General features: G+C 62.5%; 17 protein-coding genes. 11 read left to right on the top strand and 6 right to left on the bottom strand.

The window, feature by feature from the left end:
- Window positions 1-120 precede the first annotated feature (120 nt).
- Entirely contained in the window at window positions 121-1776 is a 1656-nt protein-coding gene (locus AWB69_RS09220) for a methyl-accepting chemotaxis protein (RefSeq protein ID WP_062084592.1), read from the top strand.
- 199 nt (window positions 1777-1975) lie between these two features.
- A complete protein-coding gene (locus tag AWB69_RS09215) occupies window positions 1976-2425 on the top strand; it encodes a hypothetical protein (protein WP_062084590.1) in 450 nt (149 codons plus the stop codon).
- 99 nt (window positions 2426-2524) lie between these two features.
- Here AWB69_RS09215 and AWB69_RS09210 read toward each other — a convergent pair whose 3' ends face one another.
- The 3 genes from AWB69_RS09210 to AWB69_RS09200 all read right to left on the bottom strand — a co-directional run bounded on the left by AWB69_RS09210 (window position 2525) and on the right by AWB69_RS09200 (window position 6892).
- Window positions 2525-4000 (bottom strand): HDOD domain-containing protein, encoded by a 1476-nt coding sequence (locus AWB69_RS09210; protein ID WP_062084588.1) that lies wholly within the window; start codon window positions 3998-4000, stop codon window positions 2525-2527.
- A gap of 207 nt (window positions 4001-4207) precedes the next feature.
- Window positions 4208-6229 carry a putative bifunctional diguanylate cyclase/phosphodiesterase gene (locus tag AWB69_RS09205; protein WP_231937039.1) on the bottom strand — a complete coding sequence of 674 codons (2022 nt, stop codon included), beginning with the start codon at window positions 6227-6229 and terminating at the stop codon, window positions 4208-4210.
- A 453-nt stretch (window positions 6230-6682) separates the two neighbouring features.
- On the bottom strand, window positions 6683-6892 hold the full coding sequence (locus tag AWB69_RS09200) for a hypothetical protein (protein WP_062084586.1): 210 nt from the start codon (window positions 6890-6892) through the stop codon (window positions 6683-6685).
- 2 nt (window positions 6893-6894) lie between these two features.
- Between AWB69_RS09200 and AWB69_RS09195 the strand changes: the two genes are divergently transcribed.
- From AWB69_RS09195 to AWB69_RS09185, 3 genes are all read left to right on the top strand, one after another.
- The gene (locus AWB69_RS09195; RefSeq protein WP_082913320.1) at window positions 6895-8256 is read left to right on the top strand and encodes an EAL and HDOD domain-containing protein; all 1362 of its coding nucleotides are present in this window, start codon (window positions 6895-6897) and stop codon (window positions 8254-8256) included.
- 83 nt (window positions 8257-8339) lie between these two features.
- A complete protein-coding gene (locus AWB69_RS09190) occupies window positions 8340-8903 on the top strand; it encodes a peroxiredoxin (RefSeq protein WP_062084584.1) in 564 nt (187 codons plus the stop codon).
- Window positions 8904-8932: 29 nt separating this feature from the next.
- Entirely contained in the window at window positions 8933-9409 is a 477-nt protein-coding gene (locus AWB69_RS09185; protein ID WP_062084582.1) for a hypothetical protein, read from the top strand.
- Window positions 9410-9454: 45 nt separating this feature from the next.
- Here the strand turns inward: AWB69_RS09185 and cydB are convergent, their stop codons facing one another.
- Complete coding sequence (gene cydB, locus AWB69_RS09180; protein WP_197500202.1) at window positions 9455-10462, bottom strand: cytochrome d ubiquinol oxidase subunit II; 1008 nt, start codon at window positions 10460-10462, stop codon at window positions 9455-9457.
- The gene (locus AWB69_RS09175; RefSeq protein ID WP_062084578.1) at window positions 10459-11922 is read right to left on the bottom strand and encodes a cytochrome ubiquinol oxidase subunit I; all 1464 of its coding nucleotides are present in this window, start codon (window positions 11920-11922) and stop codon (window positions 10459-10461) included. Before AWB69_RS09175 ends, cydB begins: the two co-directional genes overlap by 4 nt.
- 425 nt (window positions 11923-12347) lie before the next feature.
- On the opposite strand from AWB69_RS09175, the gene sugE reads away from it, so the two are divergent.
- From sugE to AWB69_RS09145, 6 genes are all read left to right on the top strand, one after another.
- Complete coding sequence (gene sugE / locus AWB69_RS09170; RefSeq protein WP_062084576.1) at window positions 12348-12668, top strand: quaternary ammonium compound efflux SMR transporter SugE; 321 nt, start codon at window positions 12348-12350, stop codon at window positions 12666-12668.
- A 460-nt stretch (window positions 12669-13128) separates the two neighbouring features.
- Entirely contained in the window at window positions 13129-13770 is a 642-nt protein-coding gene (locus AWB69_RS09165) for a DUF4126 domain-containing protein (RefSeq protein WP_062084574.1), read from the top strand.
- Between the two features lie 119 nt (window positions 13771-13889).
- On the top strand, window positions 13890-16394 hold the full coding sequence (locus AWB69_RS09160; protein ID WP_082913326.1) for an ABC transporter permease: 2505 nt from the start codon (window positions 13890-13892) through the stop codon (window positions 16392-16394).
- A gap of 118 nt (window positions 16395-16512) precedes the next feature.
- Window positions 16513-16923, top strand: a complete 411-nt coding sequence (locus AWB69_RS09155) for a group II truncated hemoglobin (protein ID WP_062084572.1) — start codon at window positions 16513-16515, stop codon at window positions 16921-16923.
- 69 nt (window positions 16924-16992) lie between these two features.
- A complete protein-coding gene (locus AWB69_RS09150; protein ID WP_062084570.1) occupies window positions 16993-17724 on the top strand; it encodes an alanyl-tRNA editing protein in 732 nt (243 codons plus the stop codon).
- A complete protein-coding gene (locus AWB69_RS09145; RefSeq protein ID WP_062084568.1) occupies window positions 17724-18314 on the top strand; it encodes a DUF924 family protein in 591 nt (196 codons plus the stop codon). Before AWB69_RS09150 ends, AWB69_RS09145 begins: the two co-directional genes overlap by 1 nt.
- A 4-nt stretch (window positions 18315-18318) precedes the next feature.
- On the opposite strand, the gene AWB69_RS09140 is transcribed toward AWB69_RS09145, so the two are convergent.
- On the bottom strand, window positions 18319-19065 hold the full coding sequence (locus AWB69_RS09140) for an SDR family oxidoreductase (RefSeq protein ID WP_062084566.1): 747 nt from the start codon (window positions 19063-19065) through the stop codon (window positions 18319-18321).
- Window positions 19066-19071 lie beyond the last annotated feature (6 nt).

Raw genomic sequence — 19071 nt, 5'->3', positions numbered from 1 at the left:
ACATGTGAAGAAAATACCTATAAAGAAGCGCCGTTCCCGGCCGTAGACCATTGATGTAGCCGTGCGTCCCGCCCAAGAAGCAGGTCACGCGACGCCAATCAAAATTGGGGAATTCAATAGATGAAACCGTTTTCGCTACCGGGTAATCCCGGCGCTGGATTTATTCCCGGAGGCGGCGCCAAGGCCGCCGCCCGGGCGGTGGTCAAGATCGCCGGCACAGGCGGCCGTTCGTTGTCAGTCAAGGCTTCGCTGCGGCTGGCGTTCGCGTTTTTGCTGGTGGGCACGCTCGCGATCGGCGTGATCGCGCTGACGCAGATCAGCCGTCTCAACGGTTCGACGGAATCCATTTATCGTGAAGGGTATGTCGCCAGCCGCGCCGTTGAAGAACTGCGCAGCGCCGTGCTGCGTGCGAGCCGGTCGCAAAAGATGCTGCTGACGGCGACGACCGCCAAGGAGCGCGACGAACTCGGCGCGGATATCGAGCATGCGCTCGCGGATATCGGCCGCGGGCAACGTAACCTGCAAAACTACGTGGACCCGACCGGCGACCAGAAGCGCCTGGCGACGGCCGTTGGCGCGTGGAGCACCGACCTGCGCACCTTCGTCAAGCTGGTGAAGGAACAACCGCTCGATCTGTCGCAGATGAACTGGCAGGTCGGGATGCAGGACGTCTCGCTGCTGGTGGCGACGGGCAAGCTGGAAAAGCTCGTGAACGCGCTCATTGAACAGCGAGGCGCGGCGGCCAAGGCGATTATCGAATCGGCGGCCACCATTTATCACGCGTCGTTCGTGATGGTGGCGCTGCTGACGCTCGTGCTGATCGTGCTGGCGTTCGTGGTGAGCGAATGGGTCGTGCGGCGCCTCGCAAAACAGCTCGGCGGCGAACCGGTCTACGCCATGGAAATCGCCAGCCGGATTGCGGCGGGCGATTTGTCGAACCGCATCGCGATCTCCAAACGCGATAACGCCAGCATGCTCTACGCGCTCTCCGGCATGCAAAAGGATTTGTCGACGACAGTCGGCGAAATCGCGGCCAGCGCGGAAGCAATCGCGTCGGCGTCCAGCGAAATCTCGCAGGGCAACGTGGACTTGTCACAGCGCACGGAACAACAGGCCGTCGCGCTGGAAAAGACGGCATCGAGCATGGAGGAGTTGACGTCGACGGTGCGCCAGAACGCCGAGAACGCGAAGCAGGCGAGTTCGCTGGCCTACAACGCATCGGAGATTGCGGAAAAGGGCGGCGTGGTGGTCGGCCGCGTGGTGTCGACCATGGAGCAGATCAATGCGAGCGCGAAGAGCATTGGCGACATCATCGGGGTGATCGAAGGCATCGCGTTCCAGACGAATATTCTGGCGCTCAATGCAGCCGTCGAAGCGGCGCGGGCGGGCGAAGAGGGGCGTGGGTTCGCGGTCGTCGCGGGGGAAGTGCGCAACCTCGCGCAGCGTTCGTCGGCGGCGGCGAAGGAGATCAAGGGTTTGATCCACGCGTCGGTGGCGCGTGTGTCCGATGGTTCGACTTTCGCGCACGAAGCCGGCGCGACCATGGCCGAGGTCGTGAAGGCGGTCAAGCGCGTGACGGACATCATGGGCGAGATTTCGGCGGCGTCGGCCGAGCAGAGCAGCGGAATCGAGGAAATCAATCTCGCCGTGACGCAAATGGACGCGGGCACGCAGCAGAACGCGGCACTGGTCGAGCAGGCCGCTGCTGCTGCGCAGTCGCTGGACGATCAGGCACATGCATTGAAACAACTGGTCGGGAAGTTTCAACTCGCGTGATGTAACGCTGTATGCACGCTGATCGACGAACGCAGGCTTGCTCAACCGCAAGCCTTTGTTCTAGAATTCGCGACGGGCGCGGCAGGGCGCCCGGTCTCGCGAAAGTGAAAACACCTGTCATGCGTTATCGCTTCATCTGGATAAACCGCAACGTTGAACCTTTAGCCGCAGCGAGAACGGCGCAACAAGGAGAAACGTCATGTGGTCAACATCCTGTCCTCGCACTGTCAATTCCGATCTCACCAACACCGAATTTCTTCGACGCCACGCGCGCCGGCTGCTTCGTCGCGCTCACGCGGACAGCACAAGCACGGCGATGCCTGTCGTGCGCCGCTTGCTCGCTGCGGGCGTAACCCGCGCCGAGACGCTCGCACAGCTTCACGAGTCCCGCGCTGACGTTCAGCTCAAGCACATATTGAACATGCTGGCGGTCGAGCGGGGTCATTCCGGCTGGGACGCCTGCAAGCCGGTGCTCGATACGCGCGAGCCCGCCGTCATCGATCGATACCGCTTCGATGCGGGCGCTTTTGGCGACCATGAGAAGGTGTGGTTTGCCGGTGCCGGCGCCGCGCGTGAGTGGCAGCGCGAGCATGGGGGGTACATCGTGGAGTACGGCGATCAGGCGGTGGCGATACTCTGGCGCGAGTAACAACGAAGGTGAGGACGAGGGTGAGGACAAGCAACTCACCGTGGCGCTGCCGGCTCGTGAAGAAGAGTCAGCAGCGCCACGGCCGAATCTCAAAAAGCGTTAAAGCAGCTCCAGTTCCTTCCAGTCCGCGTTGGAAAAGAACCGGCTCAATTCACGCATCAACTCGTTCAACGCAGCCATTTCCGGCTGCGTGATCTTGCGCACCTGCTCGGCTTGCGTCCAGTCGCCGTAGAGCATGGCCACCGTCGAGCCGTGTGCCTTCACGGGCAGCAGGACGAACGCGTGGGCGTCGCCGAATGACGGTTTGAACCAGCGCGGCAAGCGGGCTTCAATACGCGGATCGCGAGCATTCTCGATAAAAATCCCGACCGGGTTCGAGATCGCCAGATGAAACACGTCGGGCTCGAACGCCGCCGGAAACGTCAGCGACGGCAGCAACCGGTCCACGCCCGACCCAAGGCCAAGACGCGCCTGGAACTCATTGTTGGACTGGCGCACGAACACCACCGTGCGTGAAAACGTGAGCCCGGCCAGCACCGCTTCCGAGGCCAGCGCGAGCACGGCGCCCAGCGCGTTCTTCGACGGCAGCGAGCGCAAGTCCTCAAGGCCCGCGGCAATCCGCGCTTCCGCCGATAACCCCGCGCGCGCGATGGCATCGGCATCTGCGCGCAGTTCCACGATTTCCCGCATCACGCCGTCGTTCGAGTCCTCGTTCGCGAGCGCGAGACTCATCGCGGCGAGCGTGGAAGCGTCGGTCAGCAGCGCGCGGCTATAGCGGTTCGCGATCTCCACCAGCGATATCTCGCGATGTGTCTCGTCGACATGCTGCGCGGTGAGCGCATCGGCGACTTCGGTGGAATAGTTGGTGACGGCCTGCAGCCAGCGCACATGGCGCGGCGTTTTTTCATCGACAGGGGCAAGCGGGTCGCGGGTCAGCATGCCGGTGCGGATGGTCTCCGGCAGGCGCCAGCGATCCGCGGCTTCCATGCCGATTTCCTCGAAGGTGACGCCGAGCAACGTGCTGCACGCGAGGCTGTCGCTGATGTGCTCGGCCGTGGCCTTGCGGCGCAACTGGTCCCACTCGGTCTCAAGATAAAACGCCACCAGCAGCTTGCCGATCTGACGCATCAGCGTGCAGACCACCGCTTCTTCCGACGCCCGGAACTCGCTGCACTCGGTGACTTGCCGCGCGACCGCACCGGAGAGCAGCGTGCGATTCAGTTCGAGCTTGGCGTCGATGCGCCGCGGGGCGCTCTGATGGAAGTGATCGACCAGTTTCAGCCCGACCACCAGATGGCCGACCGCATCCATGCCGAGCACCATCAACGCGCGCGTCACGGTGGTGATGTTGCCGCCGAACGAGATGTACATCGCGGAATTGGCGAGCCGCAACACCTTCTGCGTGAGGCCGAAGTCCGATAGAACGACCTGGACCAGAGCGGTAAAGTCCAGATCGTCGTCGCTCATCGCGGACACAGTGGTGCGCAGGGCCTGGGAGAGCATCGGAAAGTCTCCGCGCTCGCTCATGCGGCCCCACAGCTTGTCCAGTAATTCGGCTTTGGAATTGCTTGCCATGCGTTTGGTGTCAATGCCTTACACGTTCCGGACCGGGCACCCGGAACGGCTTGAATCGTCGACCTGAGTCGAAGTGTAATGCGCGGAAAAAAGCCTGCATAAATTGTTTAACGGCGCTCTCACACGGAAGCTTTACCGCAGACCGTTAATGAAACGCTGCAATAGCACCCGTTTTTGGCCGTGCCGACGCAAAAATGTGACGGTATCTTATAAGGGCGCCCGGAGAAAGAGCGTTTTATCCTGAAAGCAACGCATCAGTTCGCCTGCGGGGAGGGCCTTGCTGATCAGCCAGCCCTGGATCTGGTCGCAGCCCATCTCGATCAGCAGTTCGCGCTGCGCCTCTGTCTCCACGCCTTCCGCCACGAGTTCGAGCTCCAGCGATTTTGCCAGGCCCACGACCGCGGCCACGATCGCCCGGTTATTGCGCGAGCTCAGGAGGTTTTCTATGAAGCTTCGATCGATCTTCAGCTTCGACAGCGGGAAGCGCTGCAGGTAGGCCAGGCTGGAATAGCCGGTGCCGAAGTCATCGACGGCGAACGCAATGCCAAGCGCCGTCAGTGTTTCGAGCAGGGGCGTGGCTTCTTTCGGATCGTGCATCAACAGGCTTTCCGTGATTTCGAACACGAGCCGGCGCGGATCGAGGCCCGTCAGCTGCAATGCATCTTTCACGTTCTGCGTAAAACGCTTGTCGCGGAATTGCTGCGGCGAGACGTTCACCGAGACGTAGTCCAGCACGAAACCTTCGCTGTCCCACTGCGCCAGTTGCATGCACGCAGCCTTGAGCACCCAGTTGCCAAGATAGTTGATCAGGCCAATCGACTCCGCGAGCGGAATGAAAGCTCCCGGCGGGACGAGGCCGTGGACCGGATGCTGCCAGCGGATCAGTGCTTCCACGCCGATCACGCCGCCACTGCGGCTTTCGGTGATGGGCTGGAAGTGCAGCGAAAATTCGCCGTTGCGCACGCCTTCGTAAAGGTCGGCTTCCAGGTTCAGGCGCTCGGCGTTGCGGGGGTCGTCGTCGGGGACATGGAACACGACGACATTGCCGCCCGACCTCTTTGCCTGCGCCAGGGCATGGTCGGCCATGCGCAGCAGGCTGCTGCTGGCCTGCTCGACTTCATCGGGGAAGATGGCGGCGCCAATGCTCGCCGACAAATGCGTATGTTGTCCGCGATACCGGTAGGGCTGTGCAATCGCACTCAGCACTCGCCGCGACACATCTTCGGCCATCGCGGCCGCTTCGGCCGAGGTACCGGCCGAGAACAGCACGGCAAATTCGTCGCTGGCGACCCGCGCCACGCGCTCGCCGGCACGCCCTGCGTGCTGGATGCGGCGCCCCGTCTCGCGCAGCATGTCGTCGCCGGCGTCGTAGCCGAGTGCACGGTTGATGCGCTGGAAATCGTCGATATCCACCAGTAGCAGCGCCGCATGCGTGTGCGTTTGAACAGCCTGCGCCTGGGCGGCATCGAGCGCGCGCTTCAGCGCTGTCAGGTTGTCGAGGCCGGTCAGCGGATCGTGGTGCAGCTCATGCCGCAGGGCAGCTTCGCGGTCGCGCCAGTGCGAAACCTCGAACGCGGCAAGCGCAAAGCCGGGCAGACCTTGCGTGTGCGTCGCGAGGACCCGCAGCTCGACGAAAATCGGCGTGGTCAGGGATTTCAGCAGATGCAGCGTCGCGCTCTCGAGCTTGCCGCTTTGCTCGGCGCGGGCGACGAGCGCATCGAGTTCATCGATTTCAGCCGAGGGCACCAGTTCGTGCAACGTGAGCGAGCTCAGGTAATCGCGGTGGTAACCCAGGAAGTCGATGCTCCTCGGCGATACATAGCAAAACCGCAGCGACGCATCCACTTGCGCGAGGAAGTCGACGGCGGCAAGCGTTGCGTCCGAAGCGATGTTCGCGGGCGCTTCAGCTTCATTCTCCGCGGCCGGGTGCAGCACGTGAAGCGTCGCAGGCGAAGCTTGCGCCCGCGACAATGCCGTAGCGGGGCGTCCGGCTCTTGTCTCCCGTGGGCCATGCGGCGTTGATCCGGGGAGCGTGAGCGGCAGAGGTTCGCGGCTGCCCGTGGCCAGCGCAGTGGCGGGTGTTGCTTCCGCCATGGCGAACCTGGCGATGCAGCCAGGCAACGTTGTCGCGGTCAGCGCCCGGGCGCTCGTGCGCATGGCGATGCCGGTTTGGCGGGCTAGGGCGAGCCATGCATTCAAGCGCTGGGCGGTGATCCGTTTTACTGGCATGTTTCGGTTATAGCCTGTCTGATTGCACGCCGGCCGGTAGGGGCGCGGCGCACGCCGTCCGGCCAAGCGCGCTGCATCGGGCGCCGGCTGTTGATGGGCCGGCGATGCGGGCGTGAGCCATCCGATGATCTGGTAACCGCGAGTCGGACGCGTTCTTTGCAAGTTAACGGTTGTGTCCCGAAATTCTTTAGAGGAATAGCGGTGCGCCCGCAAGCCATGGCCGCGGCGGGTTTGACGCAATTTGTCGACATCGCGATTTGGGGTAGAGTGAGGCTTGGTAGCCGCCAAGTCCTGAACCGGTCAGTTGCGCCGCCCAGGGTTGTTTCGAGTTGTTTCGAGCTATCGCTTGGCCGCTCTCCAACCACTCATTGCGCGTTTGCGTTGCTCTTTTGTGCTTGTAAGTGAACTCCTTAAGCCAGCCCTCAAGCCAACCCCTCAAGCTACCCGTTTGAGCTAACCGCTGTGTGGTCGCCATTCAATCAACACCGTTCCATTGCTGCACGCCATGATTGCGTCCCCAAGCCGATTGCCGGAGCCGGCCACCAAGCCAGGCGTATTGAACGCGCCGAGTGCACGCATCGTGTCGCCCGAGGTCGCGGCGAAGGCTGTCCATTGCATTGAGCACGCGGTATCGCCGGTATCGAATGAACGCAGCAGGTCCATTCATGCCGCCGGTTGACCGGGACTCAAGTTCCGGCGCGCCGCGTAACGCCGCGGACAGTCTCGCAGCGCCGCCGAAGGGCGCGGCGAAGACCGCTGCGAAGCCTGGCCGGCCAGTTCTCCGTGAACCGGAAAGCGTTTATCTCGGCCGTCAGCCGATCATCGACCGCAACGGCGCGCTGCATGCTTACGAACTGCTGTTTCGCGATAGCCCGGACAATCGCGCACGCATTTTCGACGACGTGCAGGCCACCGCCCATGTGGTCGCGCGAACGGTTGGCGAGATCGGGCTGTCGGCGGTGCTGGGGGATCATCGCGGCTACGTGAACATGAACCGGGACCTGCTGTTCGACGATATCGTCCACATCATGCCGCCCGAGCGTTTCGTGCTCGAGATCCTGGAAACCGTTACCTTCGACGCCAAGCTTTTCAAGCGCTGCGCCCAGTTGCGTGCAGCCGGCTTCCAGTTCGCCCTTGACGACGTCGTGTCGCTCACCGAACCCCTGCACGAGGCGCTGCCTTACGTGGATTACGTAAAGGTCGACTTTCTTGCCACGCGGCGCGCCGATCTGCCCGGACTCGCGTTAACGCTCAAGCAACATGGCAAGACGCTGATCGCAGAAAAGATCGAAACGCACCAGGACTTCGAAGAAGCCCGCAAGCTCGGTTTCGATCTCTTCCAGGGTTACTTTTTTGCCCGTCCGCAGGTGCTGGTCACGCGCCGCTCGAATCCGTCGCGCACTGCGCTGCTGAGACTCCTGGGCGTACTGTCGGGTGAGCCCGATATCAGCGAACTCGAGGCAGAGCTGAAGCTCAATCCGAACGTGGTCGTGCAGTTGCTGCGGCTGGCCAATTCGAGCGCGTTCAAACTGAGCCGGCCCGTGTCGTCGTTGCGCGAGGCGATTGTCGCGACCGGCACCCGGCAGATTTCGCGCTGGACCCAGTTGCTGCTCTATGCGGATGGCCGCCACTTGCCGTGGCGTTCGGATCCGCTCGTGCAACTCGTCGGGACACGCGCCCGTTTCATGGAGCTGGCGGCGCGTATCATGCGGCCGTCGAGCGAGGAGTTCGCCGATGCCGCCTTCATGACCGGCATCTTTTCGCTTGTGCATGTGGTGGTGGATTTGCCGCCGGTCGAGATCATGGATTTGCTGAAGTTGTCGAAAGAAATGTGTGCTGCGATTGTCGATGGCGAAGGTCCGCTCGGTGCGCTCTTGCGACTCTCGCAGGCGGCTGAAAGGGGCGATGCGCCGGAGCTCGATTCGAGCATCAGTTCAAGTCTGGATCTTGGCGTGTTGACGCCGGCTGTGCTTGCTGATCTTCAGGTTGAGGCGGCCGAGTGGTTCGGTGCGCATCGGGTGGAGTAGGCTTGGTTGCTGCGTCAATGGGTTATGCCGTTGTTCCGGTTGTTCGTCCGGACGTACGCGGGTCACGAAACTAGAGGAGTCTCATGAAGCGAAAGTTTGCTGGGAGAATGCTGGGAGTGTCGCTGGGCGCCGCGCTTGCGGCTTACGCACTGGTGGCTTATGCAACCCTGAAGCCGGGCGATCACGCGCCGATGTTCACAGCGCAGGCCTCGCTTGGCGGCAATGCCTATGAGTACTCGCTTGCGAGCGAGTTGAAGAAGGGGCCCGTGGTCTTGTACTTCTATCCGGCTGCGTTCACAAAGGGCTGCACGATCGAGGCGCACGAGTTTGCGGATGCCGTTGATGAATACAAGGCCCTGGGGGCGACGGTGATTGGCGTGTCACACGACAACATCGACACGTTGAAGAAGTTTTCAGTGAGCGAGTGCCGGAGTAAATTCCCGGTTGCCGCCGACGGTGATGCGACCATCATCAAGCAATACGATGCGACCATGCCGCTGGTCAGTACCATGGCTAATCGCGTGTCATACGTGATCGCACCGGACGGTACGGTGATCTATGAATATACGAGCCTGTCGCCGGACAAGCATGTGGCGAACACGCTGCAGGCGTTGAAAGACTGGAACGAGAAGCACAAGACCCAATAACGTAACCAGCCTTGCAAGGTGTTTGACCGATGCCGATTATTGTTGCGCTTGTTGTCCTGGTTGCCGTGATCTACGGTGCGTTCTGGTCGTTTCACGCCATATCGGCGGCGTTCGGTGTGAGTGTTGCGATTGGCGCGGCGGTGATCGCGGGGTTGGCGGTGGTGAGCATTGCCGTGTACTTCTGGATGCGGTGGAAGGAAGTCGCACCGAACGTTCACGATGGCGACTGGACCCACGAACTCAAGCGGGATTGGGGCGGCGTGCGGCTCGCCGCGGCCAAGCGGTTGTGCGAGGTGCGAGTGGGCGGTCAGGTCGGCATGTTTATTTTTGCTGATCTGCGCGGAGCGCGGATGGAGCCGGGCGCATCGGGAACGTCAGGCGCCTGGCAAGTTGCACTTGATGTGAAGGATACGACGCAGTCGCGCTGGAATCTTCCGATGCGGGACCGGCGCGAGGCGCACAAGTGGTGCCGGATCCTGGAGAAGGCGGCCGCCCAGACGTTGTGAAGGGCTTCTCATTTGCGCCAGCACGGAGCACGCCCGGAGATAGAGCTACATGTGATAACCCATATCACCGCGCACCTTGCCTCGAAACACCCAATACGACCACACCACGTAAAGCACAATAACGGGTAGCAGGAACATCGTCCCGATCAGCAGGAACTGCTGCGAAAGAGGTTGAGTGGCCGCATCCCATAACGTCACCGACCGCGGCGCGATAAATGGCCAAAGGCTGATCACCAGACCGGTGAAGGCCAGGAAGAACAACCCGATCGAACACATGAACGGGACCACTTCCTTGCGTTTTTCGAGCGCCGACCATAACGTCCAGACCAGCAGCACCGTCAGTACCGGTACCGGCGCGAACACGAAGCTGTTCGGAAAGCTGAACCAGCGCTCCGAGATGCGCGCGTCCTTCAGCGGCGTCCAGATGCTGATCAGCAAGATAAACGCGATCACGCCGAACAGCACTTTCTTCGCCATGCCACGTGCCCATTCCTGCAACTCGCCCTCCGTTTTGAGCACAAGCCATGTGGTGCCCTGCAGCGCGTAGCCAAAAATCAGCCCGACACCCGTCAGCAGCGGAAACGGCGCAAACCAGTCCCAGCTCGTGCCGGTAAACACGCGTCCGTGAATGGGAAAGCCTTGCATGAACATGCCGAGCACAACGCCCTGCGAGAACGTCGCGACCAGCGATCCATAACCGAACGCACCGTCCCAAATCCACTTGCGGGCGCCCACCACTTCGCGGAATTCAAACGCCACGCCGCGAAAGATCAGGCCGAGCAGCATCAGCAGGATCGGAAAATAAACCGCGGGCACGATGATCGCGAACGCCAGCGGAAAGACCGCGAGCAATCCACCGCCGCCAAGGATCAGCCAGGTTTCGTTGAAGTCCCAGACGGGTGCGACGGAGTTGATCATCAACTGGCGTTCGCCGGGGTCGCGCCGCATCAGGAACACCATGCCCACGCCGAGATCGAAGCCGTCGAGCAGCACGTACATGAATACGGCGAGCGCCAGGATGGCGGCCCACAGCGGTACGAGGTCGAGCATCATGATCTCCTGGAAGGGGGAACGACGTCGTCCGGGCCAACGGGTTTGACCGCGCCCGCGCCGCCCGATGCACTGGCGGACGCCGCCGATAACGGCCGCGCCGCACGCGTTTCCGGTTGCAGGAGGTCGTTGTCGGTATCCACATGTTCGTCGGCGGGGCCGATCCGCACGAGCCGTCGCAGCAGGATGAATCCCGAGCCGAAGATGACGATATACGCGAGCACGTAGAGCAGCCACGAGAGCCCGACATCGCCGGCTGTCAGCGACGGTGTGACCGAGTCGCTGGTGCGCATCAGGCCATACACGGTCCAGGGCTGGCGGCCGGCTTCGGTCGTCGTCCATCCCGCCAGCACGGCGATAAACCCGAGCGGCATGCCATACGTGGCGCAGCGCAGCCAGCGGGGACTTGTCTCGAGCTTGCCGCGTGCGAACAGCACGATGCCGGAGAGCACCAGCGCAAACATCAGCAACGCGATGCCGACCATGATCCGGAACGCGAAGAACACTACCGCCACGTTCGGGCGGTCTTCGCGCGGGAAGTCCTTCAGGCCGCGCACCGTGCCGTTCGGATCATGCGTGAGGTAGATGCTGCCGAGTACCGGTATCGAGATTTCGAAATCGTTGCGCTCGTTGGCCTGGTCGGGGATCGCGAAGAGATTGGCGGGCACGCGCGAACCGGTGTTCCACAGGCCTTCCATCGCGGCGATCTTGGCCGGCTGATGTTCGAGCGTGTTGAGACCGTGCATATCGCCGATAACCATCTGCACCGGCACCATGATCACGAGAAAGATCAGCGCCATCTTGGTCATCACGCGGCTTTCCTCGAGCGCGCGACGCTGCCGTAAATAAAGCGCGCCGACGCCGAGAATCACGAACGCGGCTGTCACCAGGAACGCGCTGACCGTATGACCGAGGCGGTAGGGGAAGGAGGGCGTGAAGATGGCGTCGAAGAAACTCGTCACTTCGAAGCGGCCGTCGGGAAGGAGCTTGTAACCCGCCGGTGTCTGCATCCAGCTATTCACCGCGAGAATCCAGAACGACGAAATCACCGTCCCGGACGCGACGAAAACCGCTGCCAGCACGTGCGCCCATTGCGGCACGAGCTTGCGCCCGAACAGCAGGACGCCGAGGAACGCCGCTTCGAGAAAGAACGCAGTCAGCACTTCGTAACCCATCAGCGGGCCGATCACGGCGGAGGTGGCGTCGGTGAAACGGCTCCAGTTGGTGCCGAACTGGAACGGCATCACGATTCCCGACACCACGCCCATGCCGAATGAAACCGCGAATATTTTTAACCAGAAGGCAGAAAGCCGCCTGTAGACGTCCCGTGCACTGATCCACCAGAGCAATTCGAGCGTCGCGATAAAACACGATAACCCGACCGTGAAGGCCGGTAACAGGATATGAAACGCAATCACCCAGGCAAACTGGAAACGGGATAGCAAAACGGCATCGAACTCCATGAACACTCCGTGCGAGAAGTTTCAAATGGGTTGATTCGCGGCGCGCCAGCCACGTCCAGACGCCCAATGCGGCGTTGTGTTGTGCCCGTCACGACGGTGTTTCATGCATCGACCGCTGCGTACTGGTTTAGATTAGCGCAGGTTTTCGTGAAAGGACGTTTTTATTTCGTGTCGTCATTCGAGGATGCGTTCAATGCTCGAACGGATTAACGCGGCGTATAAAGGCGTTGTCAGCAAGCCGGCCGCGGGTTATTTCAGCTTTTGGTATTTCTTGTAATCCGGCTCGAATTCCCTCTGAAGCGTCGCGGCCGGCGAGCGATCCATAGGCATTATCGTTATAATTACACTCCTATTACATGCCGCATGGACGACCTTGCGCGCCTCAGTCACATCGGGGACGGCCCCGTTTTTCGACGGGAGTTCTCATGTCGTGGTTTCTATTGCTGATCGCCGGCCTGCTTGAAGTGGCGTGGGCCGCGGGTCTCAAAACCTCCGAAGGTTTCACACGGCTCTGGCCGTCGGTGTTCACGCTGGTCACGGCCGTTGGCAGCTTCGTGCTGCTGGCAATGGCAATGCGCCAGTTGCCGCTGGGTACCGCCTACGCCGTGTGGACCGGTATCGGCGCGGTCGGGGCGTTTGTGTTCGGGATTGTCATGCTGGGTGAAGCGGTAACGGTCGCGCGAATCGCGAGTGCCGGGTTGATCGTGGTCGGGCTGATCGGATTGAAATTGTCGTCGGGACATTAAAAACGACGGTTTAGCGCATTGCAGCGGCCTTTTGTCGCGGACCATCAAGGGACCGTTAAGGGTCCATTAAGGGACCGCTAAAGGGATCGTAAAAACGACCGTTAAAGAGTACAGGGCGGAGCACAGGGCCGTGTGTGCTGTGGTTTTACGATTAAGGGCGGAATCAGGAGCGTTGGATGCTGAACACGCCGACGTATGGCGCGATGCATCAACGGGCAACGCGTGGCTATAATGACTTTTAGCTGTCTTGAAAAATTCACCGGGTTCGGCAGCTGAATTTGCCATATGAATCCGGCATAGCGCCAGAAAGGTGGGCCGGGCCAATCGAATACCGGGCCGCATCCATTTATCCCAGCCCGTCGCCGGGCAGCTTGAGCGGCGGGTCAGGCATTCGCAGCCAGATGCGCCGGAATTTGCCCGGCGCTCGGGCGCGGGGCGAGCAGCGCGCAAGGAGACAGTCATGCTTGAAGCACTTTCGCTGGCAGCGGGTCTTTCGTGGGCCAGCGGGCTACGACTGTACCTGACGGTGTTCGTCGCGGGGCTGTTCGAGCGTTTGGGTCTGGTGCATCTACCCGACACCCTCGCGGTGCTAGGTTCACCGTGGGTGATCGGCGTGGCGGCGGCGCTCGCCGTGGTCGAGTTTTTCGCCGATAAAATCCCCGCCTTCGACTCCCTCTGGGACGCCATCCACACCTTCATTCGCATTCCGGCCGGCGCGGTGCTGGCGGTCGGTGCATTCGGCCACGCCGATCCGGCGCTGCTGACCGTGGCCGCGCTCGCCGGCGGTACGCTCGCGGGCGCCGCGCATCTGGCGAAAGCCGGCACGCGTGCGCTGATCAATTTATCGCCGGAACCGGTGTCGAACTGGGTGGCCTCGGCGACCGAGGATTTCGGCGCGTTGCTGGGCATCACGCTCGCGTTGTTCGTGCCGCTGCTGTGCCTCGTCCTGATCATCGCGTTCCTGTTGTGTGCCGGCTGGCTGCTGCCACGGCTCGTGAGAGGCGTGCGCGGCGGCTTTGGGCGAATGGCCAAGCACATGGTGCCCAGTGTCAGCGCACGCGTGAATCCGGGTGTCGGCCGCTTCGGGAGCAAGCACGATTGAGTACTAGTGGCGTGGGCGGCGAGCAGAAGCAGACTTCGGAGCAGATTTCGAAGCAGGATTCCAGGCAGGAGTCAAAGCAAGGGCTGGGCTTTGTGCAAATCGTGCGTCAGTCACTGCGAATGACCGCTCGCGACTGGCGGGCGGGCGAGTTGACCATGCTCATCCTCGCGCTCGTGCTGGCGGTTGCAGCGCTCGCGAGCGTCGGGTTTCTCGGGGACCGCATGCGCCAGGGGCTGGAGCGTGATGCGCGCCAGATGATCGCCGCGGATTTTGTCGTGCGCGCCGATCATCCGGTCGATCCCGCGTTCGCCGCAGAAGCGGCGCAACTCAAGCTCGAGACTGCCACCACTGCCATCTTCCCCAGCATGATCAGCGCGGGTGTTTCGGGCAATGCATCCACCCCGCCTGTTGCGCGCCTTGCGGCGTTGAAAGCCGTTTCCCCCGGATATCCGCTGCGCGGTGCGGTGCGCATTGCGACGGCCGTCGATCAACCCGGCACGCCCGCCACCTCCATTCCTGCACCCGGCACCGTCTGGGTCGACCCCGCGTTACTCGATGCGCTGAAAGTGCCCGTCGGCGGCACCGTCCGCGTCGGTACGCGCGCGTTCAAGGTGGCGGCGGTCATTACCCGCGAACTCGATCGCGGTTTTTCGTTCGTCAGCTTTTCGCCGCGCCTGATGATGCGTGAGGATGAACTCGCGTCCACCGGCCTGGTTACGTTCGGCAGCCGCGTGACCTATCGGCTGCTGGTGGCGGGACCGGATGCTCAGGTCAAACAGTTCGCCGCCTTCGCCCGCGCGAAGGTGGACGACGGCAAGCTGCGCGGCGTCGCTCTGGAATCGTTGCAGGACGGCCAGCCGCAAGTGCGTCAGACCATCGACCGCGCCAGTCATTTCCTCACGCTCGTCTCGCTGCTGACCGCGCTGCTCGCGGCGGTTGCAATCGCCATGGCCTCGCACCGCTTCGCACGCCGGCATCTGGACGGCTGCGCCGCGATGCGCTGCCTCGGCGTAAGCCAGGGGACGTTGCGGTCTTTGTTTATCGGTGAATTCCTGGCTGTTGGACTGCTTGGCAGTGCGGTGGGGGTCGTGCTCGGCTTCGGCGGGCACCTGGTACTGCTGGACTGGCTGGGAACACTCATCGATGTCGAATTGCCGCCGCCCAGCGCCTGGCCCGCGTTGCAGGGCATTGCGACCGGACTGGTGCTGCTGCTGGGTTTCGCCGTGCCGCCGTTGCTGCCGCTTACGCGCGTGCCGCCGGTTCGCGTGATTCGCCGGGAGCTTGGCGATGCGGGCCGGGTAGCGTGGATCGCCTACGGCGTGGGCGTGCTGCTGTTCGCCGGTTTGCTTGTGCTGGCGGCGGGCGAGTGGAAACTGGGCGGGATCGTGGCGGGAGGATTCGCGGGCGGTCTGGTGGTGTTTGGCGGCATTGCGCGGGTGGCGCTCTGGGCCGCCGCGCGATTTGTTCGCAGCGAACGCGTGGGTGCGGGAGTGGGCTGGCGGTACGCACTGGCGTCGCTTGAGCGGCGCAGCGGCGCGAGCGCGCTGCAGATCACGGCACTCGGCATCGGCCTGATGTGCCTGCTGCTCATTGCAATGACACGCAGTGACCTGATCGCGGGCTGGCGGCAATCAACACCGCCGGATGCGCCGAATCAGTTTCTCATCGATATCCAGCCCGACCAGCGCGCCGGCGTAACCGACTACCTCAAGCAGCATGGCCAGGCCGACGCGGCGTTGTCGCCCATGGTGCGCGGTCGGCTGATCGCCGTGAATGGCAAGCCGGTCAGTCCCGACAACTACGAGAAGGTCGATGCAAAGCGCCTGGTCGACCGCGAGTTCAACCTCTCGTACACCACCGAACTGCCTAGCGATAACCGCGTGGTCGGCGGCGACTGGTACGGCACGGACGCGAAGCCGCAGATATCGATAGAAGAGGGGCTCGCGAAGATTATCCACGTGAAGCTTGGCGATACGATGCGTTTCGACGTAGCCGGCATGCAGGTGGAAGGGCCGGTCACAAGCGTGCGCAAGGTTGACTGGAATTCGTTCAAGGTCAACTTCTTTGTGCTGATGCCGCCGCCGTCCATCAGCGATCTGCCCGCCACGTTCATCACAAGTTTTCATTTGCCACCGGGGCAGCAGGGTTTGATCGATGGCTTGATCAACAAATATCCGAGCGTGACCGCCATTGATATCGCGCCGATTCTCGCGCAGATCCAGCGCGTGCTGGAGCAGGTGATCGGCGCGGTGCAGTTCCTGTTTGTGTTCACGCTCGCGGCGGGCGTGCTCGTGTTGTACGCGGCGCTGGCCGGTACGCGCGACGAGCGTGTACACGAGTCCGCGTTGCTGCGTGCGCTCGGGGCGTCGCACAAACAGGTGCGCGCGGTGCAGACCGCGGAGTTCGTGGCGGTGGGCGCATTGAGCGGGCTGATGGCGGCGCTTGGCGCGCAGGGAATCGGCTGGGTGCTGGCGTCGCGCGTGTTCGAATTTCACATCGATTTCAACCCGTGGCTCGTGCCCGCGGGCGTCGTGGCGGGTGTCGTGTGTTCGGGCGTGGGCGGCTGGATGAGCCTGCGCCGCGTGCTGTCGCGGCCCGCGCTGCAATCGTTGCGGGATGCCTGATCGAGCCGGACAAGACCGGATAAAGCATGGCCGGGCGCTCCCCGCTACACTCAAGATGAAACTCGCCGCTTGCCGCAGCATTCATTGCTGCCTGTCCCGATAACCCTGAAGAAAACGCATGACCGAAGCAAATATCGAACAAGCGCCGCAACCTACGGCGTTTGAACTCGTTGGTGGCGAGGAGCGCGTGCGTGCACTCGTCGACCGGTTTTACGACCTGATGGATCTCGAACCGGAATTCGCAGCTTTACGCGCATTGCATCCCCCCACGCTCGAGAATTCCCGCGATAAATTCTTCTGGTTCCTGTGCGGCTGGATGGGCGGCCCGGATCATTACATCAGCCGCTTTGGGCATCCGCGGTTGCGGGCTCGCCACATGAACTTCGCGATTGCATCGCCGGAACGGGATCAATGGCTGCGCTGCATGGCGTGGGCAATGGAAGACATCGGCCTCGACGCCGCCTTGCGCGAGCGCCTCCTCACGTCCTTCTTCGATACCGCCGACTGGATGGTAAACCGCCCTGGCTAAGGAGGCTTGGCGGGCCGCCCGCATAATACGGGTTCATTTTCAACCGGCGACAGACCAGGAGACTTCCCCATGAGCACACGCGCGCTATTTCGCGAAGACGCCTATTTGACGCGCTGCGAGGCGCTGATCACGGCTATCGATGAGTTCGGTATCCATCTCGATCAAACCGTGTTTTATCCGTTGGGCGGCGGTCAGGCCGGCGACGCCGGATCGCTGACGCTGGCGGACGGCACGCGCATTGAAATAGCCGATACCCGCAAGGCCAGGTTCGAAGGGGCGACACCCGACGACGCCGTCCACGTGCCCGCGCCGGATCAGGAAGCGCTGCTCGCGAAACTGAACGTGGGCGATCGGGTGACGGCCGAGATTGATTGGGAACGGCGCTACCGGCACATGCGTTTGCACACGGCGACGCATCTGCTGTGCGCGGCATTACCCTATCCCGTCGATGGCTGCAGCATCACCAGCAGTTATGCGCGGATGGACTTCGCGACGGTCGAACCGATCGAACGCGAGGAGTTGGAAGCACGCTTGCGTGAGCTGATTGGCGGCGCGCATCCGGTGGCGACCCAATGGATCACAGATCAGGAAATGGAAGAGCGTCCCGAGCTTGTGCGCACAATGAGCGTGAAGCCGCCGGTCGGCATGGGCCGTGTGCGCTTGCTGCGCATTGAGGGTATCGACCTGCAGCCGTGTGGCGGTACGCATGTGCGCAATACGAGCGAGATCGGTGAGCTGCGTATAACGAAGGTGGAGAAGAAAAGCGCGCGCACGCGGCGTCTTGTGATCGAGTTCGCGTGATGCTCGACGCACGCGCTCAAGCGGTGCTCGATGCATGGTTCGGTGCGCCGGATTCACCGGAGTTCGGCCACCCGCGCAAGGCCTGGTTCAAGAAGGTCGCAAGCTTCGACGCCATGCTTGACGAGCGCTTCGGCATTTTGCTCGACGATGCATTGGAAGGCCGGCTTGCCGCGTGGTCCGCCACACCGCTTGGCGCGCTGGCGTTGATCGTGTTGCTCGACCAGTTCACCCGCAACTGTTTTCGCAACACGCCGCGTGCCTTCGCCGGGGACGCCGAAGCGTTGAAGCTGGCTCGCATGCTGGTCGATACGCGCGAAGAACTCACGTTGCCAACGCTTCGTCATCGCGTGTTCGTGTACATGCCGTTCGAGCACGACGAGACGCTGGCAAGCCAGCACGAATCCGTGCGTTTGCACCAGGCGCTCTTCAATGAAACCGGCGACAAGGACATCGAAGACCGGCTGAACTATGCCCTGCGTCATGCTGAAGTGATCGAGCGGTTCGGCCGCTTTCCGCATCGCAACGTGATCCTCGGCCGCGAGACAACAGCCGAAGAACGCACGTGGCTCAAGCAGAAAGGCGGCTTCTGACGTTCTACCGTCCGCCCGCCACGTCGAGCAATGCGCCGGTCACATACGCCGACGCATCCGACAACAACCAAACAATCGATTCCGCGACTTCTTCCGCCGTACCGGGGCGCCCCAGCGGCGCGAGCGCGCCCAGTTGAGCCGCGCGATCGGGCTTGCCGCCGCTCGCGTGAATCTCGGTATCGATCAGGCCCGGCCGGACAGCATTCACGCGCACGCCTTCAGGGCCGAGCTCTTTTGCGAGTCCGATCGTCAGGGTATCGACGGCGCCTTTCGACCCCGCGTAATCCACGTATTCGTTCGGTGACCCGAGCCGCGCTGCCGCCGACGACACATTGACGATCGACCCGCCCCGTCCGCCGCGTTTCGTCGACATGCGCCGCGCGGCTTCACGCGCCCCGAGATATGCGCCGAGCACGTTCGTATCGAAGACGCGTTTCATGCGCGCGACGTCCATGTCGGCGAGTGCGGAACCGGGCGCGACAATGCCCGCGTTGTTCACGAAGCCATCGATCGGGCCAAACGCACGCGCGGTTGCATCGAACAGGGCGATCACGTCGGCTTCTTCGCAGACATCGCCCTGGATCGCGATTGCGCGGCCACCAGTGGCTTCCACGCGGGCAACGGTTTCATCGGCGGCACTGCGGTTGGTCGCGTAATTCACGCCGATCGACCAGCCACGCGCCGCGCACAGCAAGGCGGCGGCACGGCCGATTCCGCGGCTGCCGCCTGTGATCAACACCACTTTCGACATCGTCAG

This window comes from Caballeronia udeis (assembly GCF_001544555.2).
Lineage (GTDB): Bacteria > Pseudomonadota > Gammaproteobacteria > Burkholderiales > Burkholderiaceae > Caballeronia > Caballeronia udeis.
This window is presented reverse-complemented; position numbering and strand designations above follow the sequence as displayed.

Excerpts from the sequence above, each read along its gene's own strand:
- AWB69_RS09210 (WP_062084588.1), bottom strand. The coding sequence starts at position 4,000 with ATGGCAAGCAATTCCAAAGCCGAATTACTGGACAAGCTGTGGGGCCGC.
- cydB (WP_197500202.1), bottom strand. The coding sequence starts at position 10,462 with ATGATGCTCGACCTCGTACCGCTGTGGGCCGCCATCCTGGCGCTCGCC.
- AWB69_RS09220 (WP_062084592.1), top strand. The coding sequence starts at position 121 with ATGAAACCGTTTTCGCTACCGGGTAATCCCGGCGCTGGATTTATTCCC.
- sugE (WP_062084576.1), top strand. The coding sequence starts at position 12,348 with ATGTCGTGGTTTCTATTGCTGATCGCCGGCCTGCTTGAAGTGGCGTGG.
- AWB69_RS09195 (WP_082913320.1), top strand. The coding sequence starts at position 6,895 with ATGCCGCCGGTTGACCGGGACTCAAGTTCCGGCGCGCCGCGTAACGCC.
- AWB69_RS09215 (WP_062084590.1), top strand. The coding sequence starts at position 1,976 with ATGTGGTCAACATCCTGTCCTCGCACTGTCAATTCCGATCTCACCAAC.
- AWB69_RS09150 (WP_062084570.1), top strand. The coding sequence starts at position 16,993 with ATGAGCACACGCGCGCTATTTCGCGAAGACGCCTATTTGACGCGCTGC.
- AWB69_RS09185 (WP_062084582.1), top strand. The coding sequence starts at position 8,933 with ATGCCGATTATTGTTGCGCTTGTTGTCCTGGTTGCCGTGATCTACGGT.
- AWB69_RS09140 (WP_062084566.1), bottom strand. The coding sequence starts at position 19,065 with ATGTCGAAAGTGGTGTTGATCACAGGCGGCAGCCGCGGAATCGGCCGT.
- AWB69_RS09205 (WP_231937039.1), bottom strand. The coding sequence starts at position 6,229 with ATGCCAGTAAAACGGATCACCGCCCAGCGCTTGAATGCATGGCTCGCC.
- AWB69_RS09155 (WP_062084572.1), top strand. The coding sequence starts at position 16,513 with ATGACCGAAGCAAATATCGAACAAGCGCCGCAACCTACGGCGTTTGAA.
- AWB69_RS09200 (WP_062084586.1), bottom strand. The coding sequence starts at position 6,892 with ATGGACCTGCTGCGTTCATTCGATACCGGCGATACCGCGTGCTCAATG.
- AWB69_RS09145 (WP_062084568.1), top strand. The coding sequence starts at position 17,724 with ATGCTCGACGCACGCGCTCAAGCGGTGCTCGATGCATGGTTCGGTGCG.
- AWB69_RS09165 (WP_062084574.1), top strand. The coding sequence starts at position 13,129 with ATGCTTGAAGCACTTTCGCTGGCAGCGGGTCTTTCGTGGGCCAGCGGG.
- AWB69_RS09190 (WP_062084584.1), top strand. The coding sequence starts at position 8,340 with ATGAAGCGAAAGTTTGCTGGGAGAATGCTGGGAGTGTCGCTGGGCGCC.
- AWB69_RS09160 (WP_082913326.1), top strand. The coding sequence starts at position 13,890 with ATGACCGCTCGCGACTGGCGGGCGGGCGAGTTGACCATGCTCATCCTC.
- AWB69_RS09175 (WP_062084578.1), bottom strand. The coding sequence starts at position 11,922 with ATGGAGTTCGATGCCGTTTTGCTATCCCGTTTCCAGTTTGCCTGGGTG.